We start from the raw sequence: 15,136 nt of genomic DNA on the forward strand, positions 1-15,136 counted from the left end.
CAAAGGAAACCAGAATGAGCTACATATGGCCATTGGACGCGACAGTGCCTATCAGTGTCGTCGGCGGGATCGTCCGCGACTTCGGTTCTTCCCCGAACGACGGGATCAACCCTGCAGGCGGTCACACCGGCGACGATTACGCCGCGGTCATCGGCACCCCCGTCCGGGCACCCGGCGACGGCGTTATTGCCTTTGAGGGATGGGTCGAGGGCGAGTACTGGCAGAACCCGTGGTGGCTGGACGGCAAGGGCGGGATTGTCTGCGTGCTGGACTGCGGTGACAACGAACCGACGTTCATCATGGGCCACCTGTCCAGAACCGTGGTGGACAAGGGCCAGTGGGTGAAGAAGGGCGACATCATCGCCTACACGGGCAACACCACCACCATTCCAGGCGGCGTTGGGCCGCACCTCCACTTCGAGGCGCTCCCCCCGGGGTACATCCTGAACGGCCCAACCTACGGGCGCGTGGATCCTGCCCGGTACTGCGCAGGATATTGGGCAGATGCAGCGCCCGACCAGACCACCACATCGTCCGCGTTTGTCTTCGGCATCGACGTCTCCATGCACCAGGCAAGCATCGACATCAGTGCCACGGGCACGCGATGGGTTGCTATCAAAGCCACCGAAGGCATCGGGTACGCCGACACAGCCTTGGACAGCAACCTCGCCTCGGCCCGTGCCGCCGGCGTGCCGGTGTACTTTTACCACTTCGCCCGCCCTACCGCGGATAACGACGCCACGATTGAGGCTGACTGCTTCGTGCGGAACGTCCAACCCCGCTACCAGCCGGGTGACGGGATCGTCCTGGACTGGGAAGCGGAGAACCAGGACGACACCGCGTGGGCGAAGACGTGGCTGGACGCGGCAAGTGCCCGGCTCGGCTTGGACGCATGGATCTACATGAACACCTCCACGGCCACCACCCACGACTGGGCTGCGGTCCAAGCCAAGTACCCGCTGTGGCAGGCCGACTACGGGCCCAACACCGAACACGGATTCGGGACTGCCCGGACCCGGCCGGACGCCCCCGGGTGGAATGTGGCCGCGTGGCAGTACAGCAGCGTTGGACGCCTCCCCGGGTACGCCGGCGACCTTGACCTAAACATCATCTACCGAACGGAGAACAACATGGCCATCACAGAAGCGGACGCCAAGGCGATCGCGCATCAACTCCTGATCAAAGAGGCGTGGACGGGCGGCCCGCAAGTGTCCCTCGTCCTGAAAGCCCTTTACGAGGGGTTCTACGTGGGCGGCGACTCCACTGTTGACGGGGAATCTTTGATGACGACCCTGGGGAAGATCTTGACGAAGTCCGCAGACCCGGCCGCCATCGCGGCCGCCATGCCCACAGCATTGGCTCAGCAGGTCGCTGCTGAGCTCGGCAAGCGACTGCAAGGAGAAGCAGCATGATCATCAAGGACCCCGCCGTGCGGGCATGGATTTACGGCATCCTCGGCGCTGGAGCGGCTGTTGCTGTGACTTACGGGCTGTTGAGTGGTGAGCAGGTCACGGTGTGGCTTGCCCTCGCTGCTGCGGTCCTGGGCAACGGTCTGGCTCTCGCCAACACAGACAAGCCCGGAAAGCACGAGGCCGAATAGCGTATGTCGAGTCACGGCGTGACGGCCTGGCCCCTGGGTAACACCTAACCGTCAGGTCTAGCGGCCGAACCGACGCCGAACGTCATCAGCCTGCTCGCGAGTTAGCAGCCACCGTGGCTCATGCGGCGGAAGTACGCCGTATTTCTCCCGGAGGTAATGACGGATTCGCTTTGGGTTTACTCCGAGCTCACGCTTGAGATCAGCAGGGGTAACTCGAACATCTTCAGCCATGGACGTAAGCGTATCGAAGAACTGCTACAGCGATAGCAGAAGGCCCCCACCCTAGCAACTAGGGTGGGGGCCTTTTGTCGTAGACCGAAATGCTGCCCCATAATAGGGCTCGTGCAAAATCCCACCGCGCCCCCAGAACACCTGACCCAAGAACAGCAGCGGATGATCGTGTCAGCACTCAACGAACGGGGCGCGATGGGCCCATGTTACAGATGCGGTAACCGTTCGCACTCCGTGAATAGCGCGCTCACTAACTTCATATTGAACGGCGCTACTGCAGACCTCGACCTGGGTGGGCAGATCGTACCTGCCGCTATGGTCTTTTGTAACAAATGTGGTCTGATATCCTGCCACGCCCTCGGAACGCTCGACTTGATGGACAATCCCCTGTTTGGATTCCGCAGGGCTCAACCATGAGCGCGCTACAACCTTCACAAGCGCAGGGCGCGCCTGTAACGCTGTTAAACATCAGCGAGCACATGGCGGCTTCTGTCACGGTGACTACAAATCTCCAAACCGATGTGATAGTCACAACAAAGGACAAAGTTTCGCTTGCCCTGCATGACGTTCTTCCGAAATTCCGTCGGAGGGTCGCCTGGGTTGCTCCTGCGACCTTGGTATCGAGTCTGCTGGTGGCGCTCCTCTCCACAGACTTCAATCAAAGGCTTTTGGGAGTCTCCGCGGAGACATGGAAAACTCTTTTCGCTCTGGCAACGGTGGGGTCTGTGGTCTGGCTTGTTTGGGCTACCGCACGCGCTATCTTCAGGTCTGCCGATCATGACAAGGTTGTGGAAGCGATTGTGAAGACTCATCGCGTCGACCGGAGCGCGCCTTTGCAGGGGACCGTGGTCGAAGGCAACACCGAAAGTTAGCCCGACCGCCGCTTTAGTCCCGGCTGAATGACCCATGGGATGACCTCGGAACTTGGGCATGCCTGCAGACACAAAGAATGGGCAATTTTTCGACATTCCGCCCAAAAGTAACCGGTTAGTGCGTTACCAAGTCGTAATGTTGATTCGTCAAGGCCAGGTGCCCCTACGCCGCGAAACGTTCTGGGGCACCCGGCACCAGCGAAGCCATTAATCACGGGTCGCTGACAACAGACTAGCGATGCCGCGCGCCGGAAGGCAACGGTATCGGGCGCCGTGTTGCCGCAGGCCCAGAAGGGACTGGTCAACATGGCCGGTAAGCACTCACCAGATCCGCTCCCACGGCCAGCTTGGAAAGTACGGCTTTCCGAACTATCACTGAGGGTTGCCGCCCGCATCGGGGCGGACCTCTTGTGGGACTGGATCCAGCAGAACTGGCCGTGGCACTAGCGTGGGCATGAGCTGACACGGCAGCCTGCTCCGACAGGATGTCGTCGCGGCCGCCGGTGGCTCCCTTAAGCCAACCGCCACCGGGCATCATATTCGAGATTCAGGTGACAAGATGACTTCGTGGAGTTCATCCCTGCCGGTTTTGCGGGTTTTCCGGAGGACGTTGGAAATGTGGTTCTCGACGGTGCGGATGCTGATGTGTAGGCGTTCGGCTATGTCCCAGTTGGACAGGGTTGCGGTGAGGGCGGCGATTTCAGCTTCACGGGGCGTGAGAAGCGCTGCAGGCCCGTTGTGACCCGTTTCCTGGATCCGGCTAATACCGACAAGCGCTTCCTTCCGCGTGCTGAGGACAGCGAGGTGTTCGGCTGAAAGGTCTGCCTTGTTCGGTATTGTTATGATGACCGGGCTGTCAGTCCGTCGGAGTGCGTCTTCCAGTACTGCCAGAGAATGGGCGTCAACGTGATGGAAATCGTCAACCAACAGCACAGGCCGACCGCCGGCGGTCAATTGCGCCGCTAGGTTATCGGCTAAGCGGATGATTGGGTGGCCATGTCTTGTGGACAAGTCCAGACGACCTATTGCGGCGTAGGGAATGTTCCGGTGGGTGAATAGGGCGCGGATAAGGAAAACTGTGCGCCCGGAACGTTCGAGCCGGGTGAGGACTTCTGTGAGCACCCTTGTCTTACCGCTCCCCGGATCCCCCGTTATGCGTACCCCGCGCCCCGGACTGACGTACTCCAGCACGGCTTCCACGTCCCGCTTTCCGGTTCCAACCACTTCACACCCCACGACATCGAGCATTGGTACTGCCACGAACAGGCAGCAGGCACGTTTCCTATCGCCGTGCTTATTGTCAGTAGGGTCGGACGGCGAATCGTGACGTTTTTGTTGTCCTGCCCGCCCCGGTATGTTTAGTCAGAAACTGACCCGGACATCAAGGAGAAAACATTGGCGAACACAACTTGCGGCCGCTGCGGCCTGCACAGCCACATGACAGTGCTTGGGGCCGGGAACTGGGTCCCAGATGTCCACGGGGTGGGCGACGGATGGTACGAGTCATCCTTTAAGTGCGACAACTGCGGGCGCCTAAATGTAGGTGCAATTCGATATTCAAAGCGACCTACCACAGCTGGCGATGTTGGGAACAACGTAATCTTTTGGGGACAGAATGATCCGATTGAATGGGCCCCAAGGTACGTCCAGGGTCAGGATTTTCCGGATGTTCCTGAAGCTGTGGGGATTCCCGCTTCCGAGGCCCACAAATGTCGCAGCATCGACGCACTCATGTCATCCATCTTGATGGCCCGGGCGGTCATCGAATCCGTTGCGAAAGAGAACGGAATCACGACGGGCAGCCTTTACAACAAAATTGAGGCGATGTTCAAATCTGGACTCATCAACGAGTTCGCCAAGGACACAGCCAACACGGTTCGTGTCTTCGGAAATGATATGGCTCATGGTGATTTCACGACCCCAGTTGACGCTGAGGACGCGGATGGCGTCCTGACGTTCATGGATCTTATCCTTCACGATGTTTACCAGTCGAAGGCTAAGCTACAGCGCCTCAAGGACTCAGCCGCCGCACGGTTGGCCGCCCAGGGAAAATAAGGCCTCAGCGGCTATGCCTTTTCCTCGTGGCCCTTCGTGTGCCAGCTCCCTTGTTCGGTGCGCCACGTTATCAGGTGCTTAACCCCAACGCTGGAAGAGCCGTAGTAGTTGACCCCAATGGCGCGCATTTGCTGCTGGGTATCGCGGTTCCGTAGTGCCTTCGCCTTGGTTATCGCACTTATGTCCACCACTATGTCCTCGCCACCTTGGACACTGGTGGATTCCGAAACGATGCGATGCCCATCCACGTCCAGCACAACATGGGCGTCGTATGCAGTGTCGAGGCCCGTATTGGTTGCGACCCAATTGCCCGCAGCGGACTTACTTGCGATCTTCCACGCAACGTTGTTCCGCTCAATCTGCCGGCCTTCCACGCGTTCGGCGATATCCGCTGAGCGTTTGGCGTCTTTGGCGGACGCCTCCGCTGCAGCTGCCGACTTCTCGGATATGCTGTTTGCACCTCTCGCGAGGTCGTTGGCCTCCTCCGCGATTCCGTTGGCTTTGGTCGCCGTCGTCCGCGCTGACTTGGCGACCTCAACGGCGTTGGCAGCAGTCGCATTGCTTTTTCCAGCCCTTATCCAGGCGGCGACTACTCCCACAGCTGCTATTCCAGCTCCAATGATTTCGACTACATCCGGCCCTTGGGGTTGTTCACTCATTATTTGATCCTAGGCGAATGAAACAAACAATCTGTATTTGTGTTGTGTCATCCCCGTTGCCTTCATATCGGTTTCAAGGCTCTCGGGCAGGGCGCTGGTATCTCCGGTGACCATTCCCGGCAAGAGGCCTGCCGCGTCCGGAGGCAACCACTTTGCGGCGCTCCCGAAGGCAGCCTTGAGATGTCCTGCTGACTGCCGCAGGTCGAATTGGGTGCGGATCAGGACCGGTGCCGACGACGCCGACAAAAGGGCTGCCTGCGTTTGCCCATCACGTACTTCCTTAAGGATCCCGGTAGTCCTGACCAGTTGCCCGGGTTGTACGTCCTTCCACGTTTCGCTGCCGACCACCAGCACGTCTGCCGTCCCGCGAATTACCCTGCCCCTGGAAGTAACTTCCTGCACTGCGGCCGACACGGTCCATCTGTTACCGCCTGAATGGCCGGGGACCGGAATCGCTGTGGGGCTTCCCGTGATCAGGATCTGGATGACGACGCCGTCGTTGTCCGCAACCGCTTGCACCAGTGGTCTTCCCTCGCGATGGGCGGCTACAGCAGCACAATGGACTGCGACGGAAGCTCCCATGAAACAGGCCAAAGCAAGAGTGGCGGGTACTGTCCGGGCCCGCACTCCGGCAGACTGCCGCCGTCGCCCTTTGAGCATGAACAGGGCGCCCACGATCGACAATATGCCTGCCGTCGCCCAGGACCAGGCGGCTGCATTGAAACTGCCCACAAGGGCCGCGCCCCATGCAGTGACCACGGCTGGCACCAGCCTGAGATCGACCCGCTTTGCCGGGACCTTTTCGCTGCCTCCATCAGCCACCCTGCACCGTCACAAGATCCTTCAGTGACTCCATAAGCTTGGGACCGATACCGTCCACGGCATCGAGTTCGTCCACTGACGTGAATGCTCCGTGCTCCTTGCGCCAATCCAGTATCCGTTGTGCGGTGACCGGTCCGATCCGGGGCAAAGTTCCAAGTTCCTCCAAAGACGCTGTGTTGATGTTGACCTTGGCTCCGGCCGCCGCCGGTCCTGACGTTCCGCCAGTGCTCGCGGAACCAGCCCCCGCACCGGCTGTAGACGGCTCCGCGGGAAGGGGTGCTTCTCCTGCAACGGGGATGTAGAGCTTGGTTCCGTCGGTGAGAACCTCGGCCAGATTGAGGGAGGTGAGGTCGGCACCGGGCGCTACACCGCCTACGGCATCGATGGCTTGGAAGACGCGGCTCCCCTGAGGCAGCGAGACCACGCCGGGTTTGTTTACTGCTCCAGCCACGTGGACGACGACCACCCCTGGACCCCCTTCTGCCAGCGGAGCCGAGGAACTTGGAGGCTGCCCAGCGTCAGGACCGGTGGAATCAGAGCCATCTGCACTGCCCGACTCGGCGGAAGCGTTCAATGGCTCTGACGTTGGCTGGCCGTCCGAGAGTTGCCAGAAATACCAGGCAATGAGCACCGCTCCCATCACTGCAAGAAGGGCCGCAACCCGCCATGATGTCCGCCACCGTAGTCTGGCGCCGGACGGGCTTGAAGTTGTCTGCCCTGCGAAGAACGATTCCAGCTCCTCTCCCGCTTCGCCCGGATCTTCAGCATCAGATAACTCAAGCAAAGGCTGACGGGCGTGGTCAGGGATCATGCGGGAGGCAAATCGCTCCCGCGCGGCCCGCGCTGCGGCATCTGGGGATACGTCCCGGTTCCGGCGTGGCATGAATTGAGCCTAGGGCCGCCGCCCCATCACCGGAGCGGGCATTCACTGCTATGTGGATAACCCTGATGACTAGGACGATTTGCCACGAGCCTGCCTTGGTACGGGTGCTATGTGGAAATCAGAAGCGCCGTTCGACCCAGGTCTTGGTCAGGCTCGTTGACACCGGAGAGCAACTTCAAAACGTGGCTTCCTACTTCGCTCGGCTTGCTTTGCTGAGCCAGGATGAGATCTTTGGCAGCAAGCCTCGTTGAATAGTTAGCCTGTTCTGCAAATAGGCGGCGCGTCAGCGCGCCGACAGGTGTACCGGCAAAAACTGCCCGGAGCGTTTCCTCATCCAAGCCCAACGAAAGTCCCACGGCAATGCCCTCCCCGACCGCGATGATGCCAGGAATGACCGCAGACATGACCGCAATTTTTGCTGCTGAGCCGCTGCCTGGTCCGCCAATTCGAGTTGGATTTCCCAGACGCATCAGCACTTCCAGAACTTCCTCGAAGATTCCGTCATCGGCTCCGACCAATAGGCCCAGCGTCCCGGCGCGTGCAGCATCGGCGCTTCCCATGACGGGTGAGTCAATGACCGAGACGCCCTCTGGTACAAGGTGGTGCAAGTTCAGACTGGTTTCAGGATGCACAGTGGACAGGTCGACGACGACCGTGCCTGGCACAAGATCGCCCGCAACCCGCCGAACTACCTCCAGGACTGCAGCGTCATCGGCCAACATCAACAGGACAATCTCCGCCTGCCTCACGGCTTCGACGGGCGTCGAGGCCACGGTCACTCCCGACTCTGCTATTTTTGCGGCCCTCTGCTCTGAGCGGTTCCATACTGTGAGTATTCCGCCGGATGCAGCAAGTCGTTGTGCCATTGCGTAACCCATGACACCCAACCCGAGCAGGGCGATCCTGGGCGAAGCATTACGGACATTCGTATTGGTAGTTTCAGTCATGCAGTAAGCCAACTACCTAGAGCGCACTCTAAGGCAAGCTGCCAGCAGACTCCGGAGAAGGGCCCGGGGCTCAGCCCTGGTAGCCAGGCACAGCGGCGGTCGATTCGTCGTACAGCGAAATCTTCGCATCTACCGCACCAAGATGTTGCCGTATAACTTCCAGCTGCTTTTCGATTCGCTGCCTGTGCGCTTTCAGTAGCTCCACGCGTTGTCGCTCATTGCCATCACCAGCTTGGACAAGCACGATGTAATGTCGCAGGTCCCTAATGGGCATACCGGTTTCCCTCAGACGCCTCAGCATGCGAATCCAGCGAATATCGTGGTCTGAGTACTTTCGTCGCCCGACCGAATCGCGTTGAACAGCGGACACCAGAAGCCCGTCTTTCTCGTAGTACCTCAGCGTGTGCTCCGTCAGTCCAGTGAGCTCTGCAGCACGTGAAATTGAAAATCCCATGGCACCTCGTCACCTCTCCAGCCTTGCTGCTGCAATGCCTTGTTGACCCAATGGTGAAATATCCGTGGATACGGCGTCGATGAAGCGCTCTACGTCAGCGGTTCTCAGTCAACAACTTCTCGGCCGCGTCTACGTACTTAATACTCTGTTGACGAACCTCAGTAAGTGCTGCTTGGTTTGCCTTGATCAGCGGAACTTGAAAACTCGCCTGAATGTCACCGAGTCTTTGGGTAAGGTGCACTTCCTGATTGCATTGCGCTTCCACTGTGGCAATCGAAATTTCTTCCGCCATGCCTGAATCCACCTGATTTCCCGGGGCACGCCCATGCTGAAGGTCAAATCCCTGCTGGCTGGACCACGTCGCGAACCCGGGCATAGGGGTCAGACCTGCGGCCGTGATGCACGCACGCCAGTCTTCGCTGCCCTGCTTCCAGGTGTCTGTCTGCGAGGCTAATGTGAGGCTTCTTTGCGCAAGCCTGAACGCGACTCCACCATTGAACAACTCATCAGAAGGGGTTATTTGGTCCAGCTTGCTCTTCTCCTGGTCCAAGCATGCATATCTGGCGTCCCCCCAAGGCCCTGACTCCTGTTCAGCGCCGGACGTTCCAGAATTTTCGTTCACCAAGTGGAAGCCGAGACGCTTCACCCGTTCAACATTCCACACACCATAGTTCCGATTTTCAAACTGCGGATAGGCGAGGTTGGGGTCATCAATAAAGCCAAACTGCTTCATGCAGTTGGTCATGATGACTTCGCGGGCCAGTAGAATACGAGCTCTTTCCTGCGGCGAAATTCTGTAGGCATCCAAGGGAAAACTGATCAAAGATTTCTCGTAGTCAAGTTGGACCTTAGCTGAAGGATCCGGGGCTACGGCATCAGTCTCAGTCGAGCTGCACGAAGCCAGAAGCAGAGCCAGACACCCCACGAGAATGACGGAATACAAATCCACGCGAGTGCCACGTCGTTGTGGCAAGTTTGAAAACATATCAACTTCTAACATTCGAAGGAATTCAGCGCTCTTGAATTCCTTCAACATAGCTATGCATCATCGCATCAGTCAACACATTCATTGGATTAGCATTGACATTATCAACCAAGAAAAGAAATCTTATTTCACAATTCATGATGCAAGATTTGCCAAAAGTTATAAACTCGTTACGCTCACCTCCAGCAAGGACTCCGCCGTCGCCGATATTTCAACCCACCGGGGTGCTGCTCTCCCCCACGATGACAGCAAGAACGCCGAGCCCGGCATGCGCGGCCAAGACAGCCGGCAAAGCACTGATTTGGGGAGCCGGGCAGTCCGGACATGTCTCATTCAGGCGGGCTGCCAGCGCCTCAGCCTCGATCTGGTTCCCGAAATGGTGCACAGCCAAACGTTGCTGCCCAGCTGGGCGGGACGCCACATCGGCAGCAACGATCTCCTCAAGACGGGCTATGGCGCGCACGGCGGAACGGACCTTTTCAAGCGGCACTATCTTGCCGCCGTCGACCGCCAGAATTGGTTTGATGGCCAGAACCGTACCCAGAAGCGACGCTGCCGCTCCGATCCGTCCGCCGCGCCTCAACTGCTCCAGGCTGGGTACGTAGAAGTACACCTTGGTGCGTTCCATACGCTGTTCCGCGAAGCCACGGACTTCCGCGGCGCCTTGCCCGTCAGCGGCTGCGACCACGGCGCTTTGCACGCCCATCCCCTGTGCCATGCCGACCGTTCGGGAGTCCACGATTTCCACGGGAATCGACACGCGCGCGGCAGCGAGCCTGGCGGCGTCGGCGGTTCCGGAGAGTTCGGACGAAATGTGGATGGAGACCACGGCCTCGAACCCGCGACGTTGGGCGGCCAGGTATGCCTGCTCAAACTGTCCGGGCGAAGGCCGGGAAGTCCGTACGGAGGCACCCGAGGCAAGTGCCAGCGACAACGTTTGGGTGATGTCGTCTTCACCCTCGCCATAAATTTCGTTCCCCACCATCACTGGCATGGGCACAACCGCCAGGCGCCCATCGGCGGTAAAGGCCGACACCCAGTCGGCAGGGAGAGCGGCAGCGGAGTCGGTAACTACAGCAGTTCTTACGACGGCGGCGAGCGGCTCTTCAGCGGCAGGAACCGGCGTTGCTGGTTGCCGAAGGCGCGCGACCCGTTCCTTTAGCCATATCCAGGCGGGTGGTTCTCGCTCAGGCACGCAACCTCCAAAGATGATGGCCGGCCGCCGGCGAAGGGCCGGCGGCCGCACAATCCCTGCTAGGCAGGAACGATGTTCACCAGTTTAGGTGCCCGCACGATCACCGTGCGGATGCCGCGGCCGTCCAAGGCGCGCTGGACGTTCTCCGACGCCAAGGCGAGCTCGCGGAGATCGTCTTCGGCAATCTCCGGGGAGACTTCCAGGCGGTCGCGGACTTTTCCTTGGACCTGGACTACGGCGGTGACAGTGTCCTGGACCAGGAGCGCTTCGTCGTGGGTCGGCCAACCCGCGTTCGCCACGGACGCCGGGTGTCCCAGGGTGTTCCAGAGGTCCTCAGCGGTGTACGGAGCGAACAGGCTCAGGATGACCGCAACAGCCTCCACGGCCTCTCGGACTGCGGGGTCCGCCGCGCCTGCACCGGAGTCGATGGTTTTGCGCGTCGCATTGACCAGCTCCATGAGCCTGGCGACAACGACGTTGAACTTGTTGTTGTCCAGAAGTTCAGCGGCATCGGCGATCGTCTTGTGGGTCACCGTGCGCAAGGCCCGGTCGCCGGTAGCCGGGTCCACACCGGGCTCGCTGCTGACGTCCTGGCCAAGACGCCATGCGCGGGCCAGGAATTTGGCGGATCCCGACGGCGAAACGTCCGCCCAGTCGACGTCGTCTTCCGGTGGGGAGGCAAAGACCATGGTGAGGCGAACGGCGTCGACACCGAACTTATCCAGCTGCTCGCCGAGGTCCACACCGTTACCGAGGGACTTGCTCATGGCTTTTCCGCCGTTGAGCACCTGGCCCTGGTTCAACAACGCCGAGAAAGGCTCGTTCGCCTCAATCAGCCCGATGTCCTTGATGACCTTGGTGAAGAACCGCGCATAGAGCAGGTGCAGGATGGCGTGCTCGACGCCGCCAACATACTGGCCAACCGGCATCCACTCGTTGACCTTTTCAGGATCAAACGGGCCCTCGGTGTAGTCGGGCGACACGAAGCGGAGGAAGTACCAGGAGGAATCCACGAAGGTGTCCATGGTGTCCGTATCGCGCTGGGCAGCCCGGCCACAGTTGGGGCATTCAACGTTGACCCATTCGACGGCGGCGGCCAGCGGCGAGGTCCCCTTCGGGGCCAATGCTTCGCCACGCAGGTTATCGGGAAGCCGGACCGGCAGCTGGTCATCGGGGACGGGCACTTCTCCGCACTCACCACAGTGGATGATCGGGATGGGCGTGCCCCAGAAGCGCTGGCGGCTTAACAACCAGTCGCGCAGTCGGAAGTTGACGAATTTCTCGCCGGTTCCAAGCTTCTCGAGGATCCCGATGGCTGCCGGGATGGCTTCGGCCTTGGACAGCCCGTCCAGTTCGCCGGAGTTCTTGAGCGTGCCTTCGCCGGCGGTTGCAACACCGGTCTCGGCCGGATCTTCGCCTCCGGTCTCCAGCACGGCCCGGACGGGGAGGTCGAAGGCCTTGGCGAAGTCGAGGTCACGCTGATCGTGGGCAGGCACGGCCATGATGGCGCCGGTGCCGTAATCGGCCAGCACGTAGTCGGCAGCCCAGACCGGAAGCTTCTCGCCATTGAGCGGGTTGATGGCGTAGCGGCCGGTGAAGACACCCGTCTTTTCGCGCTCGGTGGACTGCCGCTCGATTTCGGAGAGAGCCTTGACCTTCTCGCGGTAGGCCATCAGTTCGTCGTGCTGTTCGGGGGTGACCAGGTCCAGCGCCAAGTGCGCGTCAGCAGCTACAACGAAGAATGTTGCACCGTGGAGGGTGTCAGGACGCGTGGTGAAGACGGTGACTTCGCGCTCTGCCCGGTCCTGGGTGCCCTCGATGACGAAACGTACGTGTGCGCCCTCGGAACGGCCAATCCAGTTGCGCTGCATGGCCAGCACGCGCTCAGGCCAGTGGCCCTGCAGCTGGTCCATGTCCTCCAACAGGCGATCGGCGTAATCGGTGATCTTGAAGTACCACTGGTTCAGCGACTTCTTGGTGACCGGCGTGCCACAGCGCTCACAGGCACCGTTGACTACCTGCTCGTTGGCCAGGACCGTGAGGTCCTTGGGGCACCAGTTAACCGGGGAGTCCTTGCGGTACGCCAGGCCGCGCTCGTAGAAGCGCTTGAACAGCCACTGGGTCCACCGGTAGTACTCCGGGTCGGAAGTGTGGATTCGCCGCGACCAGTCCGCGGAGATGGCGTAGCGCTTGAACGACGCCGCCTGGGTGTCGATGTTCGCGTACGTCCACTCGCTGGGGTGTGCATTGCGCTTGATGGCGGCATTTTCGGCGGGCAGGCCGAACGAGTCCCAGCCGATCGGGTGCAGGACATCGAAGCCCTTCTGGCGCAGGTAACGCGCGACGACGTCGCCCATGGCAAACGCTTCAGCGTGGCCCATGTGGAGGTCGCCCGAAGGGTAGGGGAACATGTCCAGGACATAGCGGCGTTCGCGCGAACCGTCGTCGGCAGGCGTGAAGACTTTGAGGTCCTCCCAGACCTGCGGCCACTTGGCTTCCATCGCAGCGAAGCTGTAGACGCCTTCTTCAGGCGCTTCGGCTGCGGCTGTCTGTGCTGTTCCGGTCTCTGTCTCCGGCTGAACGCTCACTGCTGCCCTCTTCTGTTCTTCGATGGCGGTATTGCCTCCTGCTGCGGTCCCGGGAAAGCCCCGGACACACAAAAGCCCCTCAACAATGGAGGGGCGGCCGCACGGCTAATAAAGCCGGGCGGCTAGCTAAGCAGAAGGATCGCACGCATAGATCTACAATAGCGCACGATCCAACAGCCCAGTCGCATCGAGCGGCTTAGGGAAGGCCAGCTCACTGACGCCGTGCCGTTATGGGGGCCCGGGAGCGGCTTCGGGCGTCCGCGAAGCGGGCGGGGCCCCCATAACGGCTAAGGCGTCGGGTCGCCGACCTTACTTAACGTCCTCGTCGACCCAGTCCATGGACTTGGTTACTGCCTTCTTCCACAGACGCAGCTGGCGCTCTTGCTCTTCGGCCGGAAGCTGCGGCTCCCAGCGCTTGTCCTCGTTCCAGTTGGCACTAAGCTCGCCCAGGTCCTTCCAGAATCCCACAGCCAGGCCTGCCGCGTAGGCAGCACCCAAGGCAGTGGTTTCGACGACCTTCGGACGCACCACCGGCACACCGAGAATGTCGGCCTGGAACTGCATGAGTGCCTCATTGGCGACCATGCCGCCGTCGACCTTCAACTCGGTGAGCGGTACCCCCGAGTCGGCGTTGACGGCGTCGAGCACCTCGCGGGTCTGGAAGGCGGTAGCTTCCAGGGCGGCACGGGCGATGTGGCCCTTGTTGGCGAACCGCGTGAGGCCGACGATCGCACCGCGGGCGTCCGACCGCCAGTACGGGGCGAAAAGGCCGGAGAATGCGGGAACGATGTATACGCCACCGTTATCTTCCACTGCGGCAGCGAGCTCCTCGACCTCAGGCGCTGAGCTGATCATGCCCAGGTTGTCGCGGAGCCACTGGATCAGGGAACCGGTGACGGCGATGGAGCCTTCAAGGGCGTAGTGCGGCTTGCCATCGCCCAGCTTGTAGCCGAGCGTGGTGAGGAGGCCGTTCTTGGAGTGGACGATTTCCTCGCCGGTGTTGAAGATCAGGAAGCAACCGGTGCCGTAGGTGTTCTTCGCTTCGCCGGGCTGGAAGGCGGCCTGGCCGAAGGTCGCGGCTTGCTGGTCGCCCAGGATGCCGGCCACCGGAGTCTCGCGCAGCAGCTGCGAGGTGTGGACCTGGCCGTAGACCTCGGAGGAGGACTTGATGGAGGGCATCATGGACGCGGGAACACCGAAGACGTCCAGGATTTCCTGGTCCCACTGCAGGGTTTCGAGGTCCATGAACAGGGTCCGCGAAGCGTTGGTGACATCGGTGACGTGAACGCCGCCGTCGACGCCGCCAGTCAGGTTCCAGAGGACCCATGCGTCGGTGTTGCCGAAGAGAAGGTCGCCCGCTTCGGCTTTTTCGCGCGCACCCTCAACGTTGTCCAGGATCCACTTGATCTTGGTTCCGGAGAAGTAGGTGGCCAAGGGAAGGCCCACCTTCTGCTTGAAGCGCTCAAGGCCTCCATCCTGCGCCAACTGGTCGACGATCGGCTGGGTGCGGGTGTCCTGCCACACAATGGCGTTGTAGACAGCCTCGCCGGTGTTCTTATCCCACACAACGGCCGTTTCGCGTTGGTTGGTAATGCCGACGGCGGCAATATCGTGCCGCGTCAGGTTCGCCTTTGACAGTGCAGAGGCAATGACTTCCCGGGTGTTGTTCCAGATCTCAGCGGGGTTGTGCTCAACCCAGCCGGCCTGGGGGAAGATCTGCTCGTGTTCCATCTGGCCGGTAGAGACGATGTTGCCCGAGTGGTCAAAGACGATGGCGCGTGAGCTGGTGGTGCCCTGGTCAATGGCGATGACGTATTGGTTCATGGTGACGTCCTTGTCTGCTGT

14 protein-coding genes are annotated in these 15,136 nt (G+C 60.6%); 4 read left to right on the forward strand and 10 right to left on the reverse strand.

What is annotated here, in order from left to right:
- Window positions 1-14 precede the first annotated feature (14 nt).
- The 3 genes from PJL15_RS00445 to PJL15_RS00455 all read left to right on the forward strand — a co-directional run bounded on the left by PJL15_RS00445 (window position 15) and on the right by PJL15_RS00455 (window position 2,703).
- Complete coding sequence (locus tag PJL15_RS00445; protein WP_281449260.1) at window positions 15-1,412, forward strand: GH25 family lysozyme; 1,398 nt, start codon at window positions 15-17, stop codon at window positions 1,410-1,412.
- Window positions 1,409-1,600, forward strand: a complete 192-nt coding sequence (locus tag PJL15_RS00450) for a phage holin (protein WP_281449261.1) — start codon at window positions 1,409-1,411, stop codon at window positions 1,598-1,600. The genes PJL15_RS00445 and PJL15_RS00450 overlap by 4 nt, the downstream gene beginning before the upstream one ends.
- A gap of 644 nt (window positions 1,601-2,244) precedes the next feature.
- Window positions 2,245-2,703 carry a hypothetical protein gene (locus tag PJL15_RS00455; protein ID WP_281449262.1) on the forward strand — a complete coding sequence of 153 codons (459 nt, stop codon included), beginning with the start codon at window positions 2,245-2,247 and terminating at the stop codon, window positions 2,701-2,703.
- Window positions 2,704-3,237: 534 nt separating this feature from the next.
- Here the strand turns inward: PJL15_RS00455 and PJL15_RS00460 are convergent.
- Window positions 3,238-3,951: a LuxR family transcriptional regulator gene (locus PJL15_RS00460; RefSeq protein ID WP_281449263.1), complete on the reverse strand. Its 714-nt coding sequence runs from the start codon at window positions 3,949-3,951 to the stop codon at window positions 3,238-3,240.
- Between the two features lie 147 nt (window positions 3,952-4,098).
- On the opposite strand from PJL15_RS00460, the gene PJL15_RS00465 reads away from it, so the two are divergent.
- Window positions 4,099-4,758 carry a DUF4145 domain-containing protein gene (locus PJL15_RS00465; protein ID WP_281449264.1) on the forward strand — a complete coding sequence of 220 codons (660 nt, stop codon included), beginning with the start codon at window positions 4,099-4,101 and terminating at the stop codon, window positions 4,756-4,758.
- Window positions 4,759-4,769: 11 nt separating this feature from the next.
- Here the strand turns inward: PJL15_RS00465 and PJL15_RS00470 are convergent, their stop codons facing one another.
- From PJL15_RS00470 to glpK, 9 genes are all read right to left on the reverse strand, one after another.
- Entirely contained in the window at window positions 4,770-5,417 is a 648-nt protein-coding gene (locus tag PJL15_RS00470; protein ID WP_281449265.1) for a hypothetical protein, read from the reverse strand.
- 9 nt (window positions 5,418-5,426) lie between these two features.
- The gene (locus PJL15_RS00475; protein ID WP_281449266.1) at window positions 5,427-6,239 is read right to left on the reverse strand and encodes a hypothetical protein; all 813 of its coding nucleotides are present in this window, start codon (window positions 6,237-6,239) and stop codon (window positions 5,427-5,429) included.
- Window positions 6,232-7,122 carry a helix-hairpin-helix domain-containing protein gene (locus tag PJL15_RS00480; protein ID WP_281449267.1) on the reverse strand — a complete coding sequence of 297 codons (891 nt, stop codon included), beginning with the start codon at window positions 7,120-7,122 and terminating at the stop codon, window positions 6,232-6,234. Before PJL15_RS00480 ends, PJL15_RS00475 begins: the two co-directional genes overlap by 8 nt.
- A 107-nt stretch (window positions 7,123-7,229) precedes the next feature.
- Window positions 7,230-8,069: an NAD(P)-dependent oxidoreductase gene (locus PJL15_RS00485; RefSeq protein ID WP_281449268.1), complete on the reverse strand. Its 840-nt coding sequence runs from the start codon at window positions 8,067-8,069 to the stop codon at window positions 7,230-7,232.
- 70 nt (window positions 8,070-8,139) lie between these two features.
- On the reverse strand, window positions 8,140-8,523 hold the full coding sequence (locus PJL15_RS00490; RefSeq protein ID WP_281449269.1) for a MerR family transcriptional regulator: 384 nt from the start codon (window positions 8,521-8,523) through the stop codon (window positions 8,140-8,142).
- Window positions 8,524-8,617: 94 nt separating this feature from the next.
- Window positions 8,618-9,559 (reverse strand): hypothetical protein, encoded by a 942-nt coding sequence (locus PJL15_RS00495; protein WP_281449270.1) that lies wholly within the window; start codon window positions 9,557-9,559, stop codon window positions 8,618-8,620.
- A gap of 160 nt (window positions 9,560-9,719) precedes the next feature.
- Window positions 9,720-10,703, reverse strand: a complete 984-nt coding sequence (locus PJL15_RS00500) for a DegV family protein (RefSeq protein WP_281449271.1) — start codon at window positions 10,701-10,703, stop codon at window positions 9,720-9,722.
- A 59-nt stretch (window positions 10,704-10,762) separates the two neighbouring features.
- A complete protein-coding gene (gene leuS / locus PJL15_RS00505; protein WP_281449272.1) occupies window positions 10,763-13,291 on the reverse strand; it encodes a leucine--tRNA ligase in 2,529 nt (842 codons plus the stop codon).
- A gap of 309 nt (window positions 13,292-13,600) precedes the next feature.
- Window positions 13,601-15,115 (reverse strand): glycerol kinase GlpK, encoded by a 1,515-nt coding sequence (gene glpK, locus PJL15_RS00510; protein WP_281449273.1) that lies wholly within the window; start codon window positions 15,113-15,115, stop codon window positions 13,601-13,603.
- Window positions 15,116-15,136 lie beyond the last annotated feature (21 nt).

It is taken from the genome of Paenarthrobacter nitroguajacolicus, assembly GCF_029952445.1.
Classification (GTDB): Bacteria; Actinomycetota; Actinomycetes; order Actinomycetales; family Micrococcaceae; genus Arthrobacter; species Arthrobacter nitroguajacolicus_B.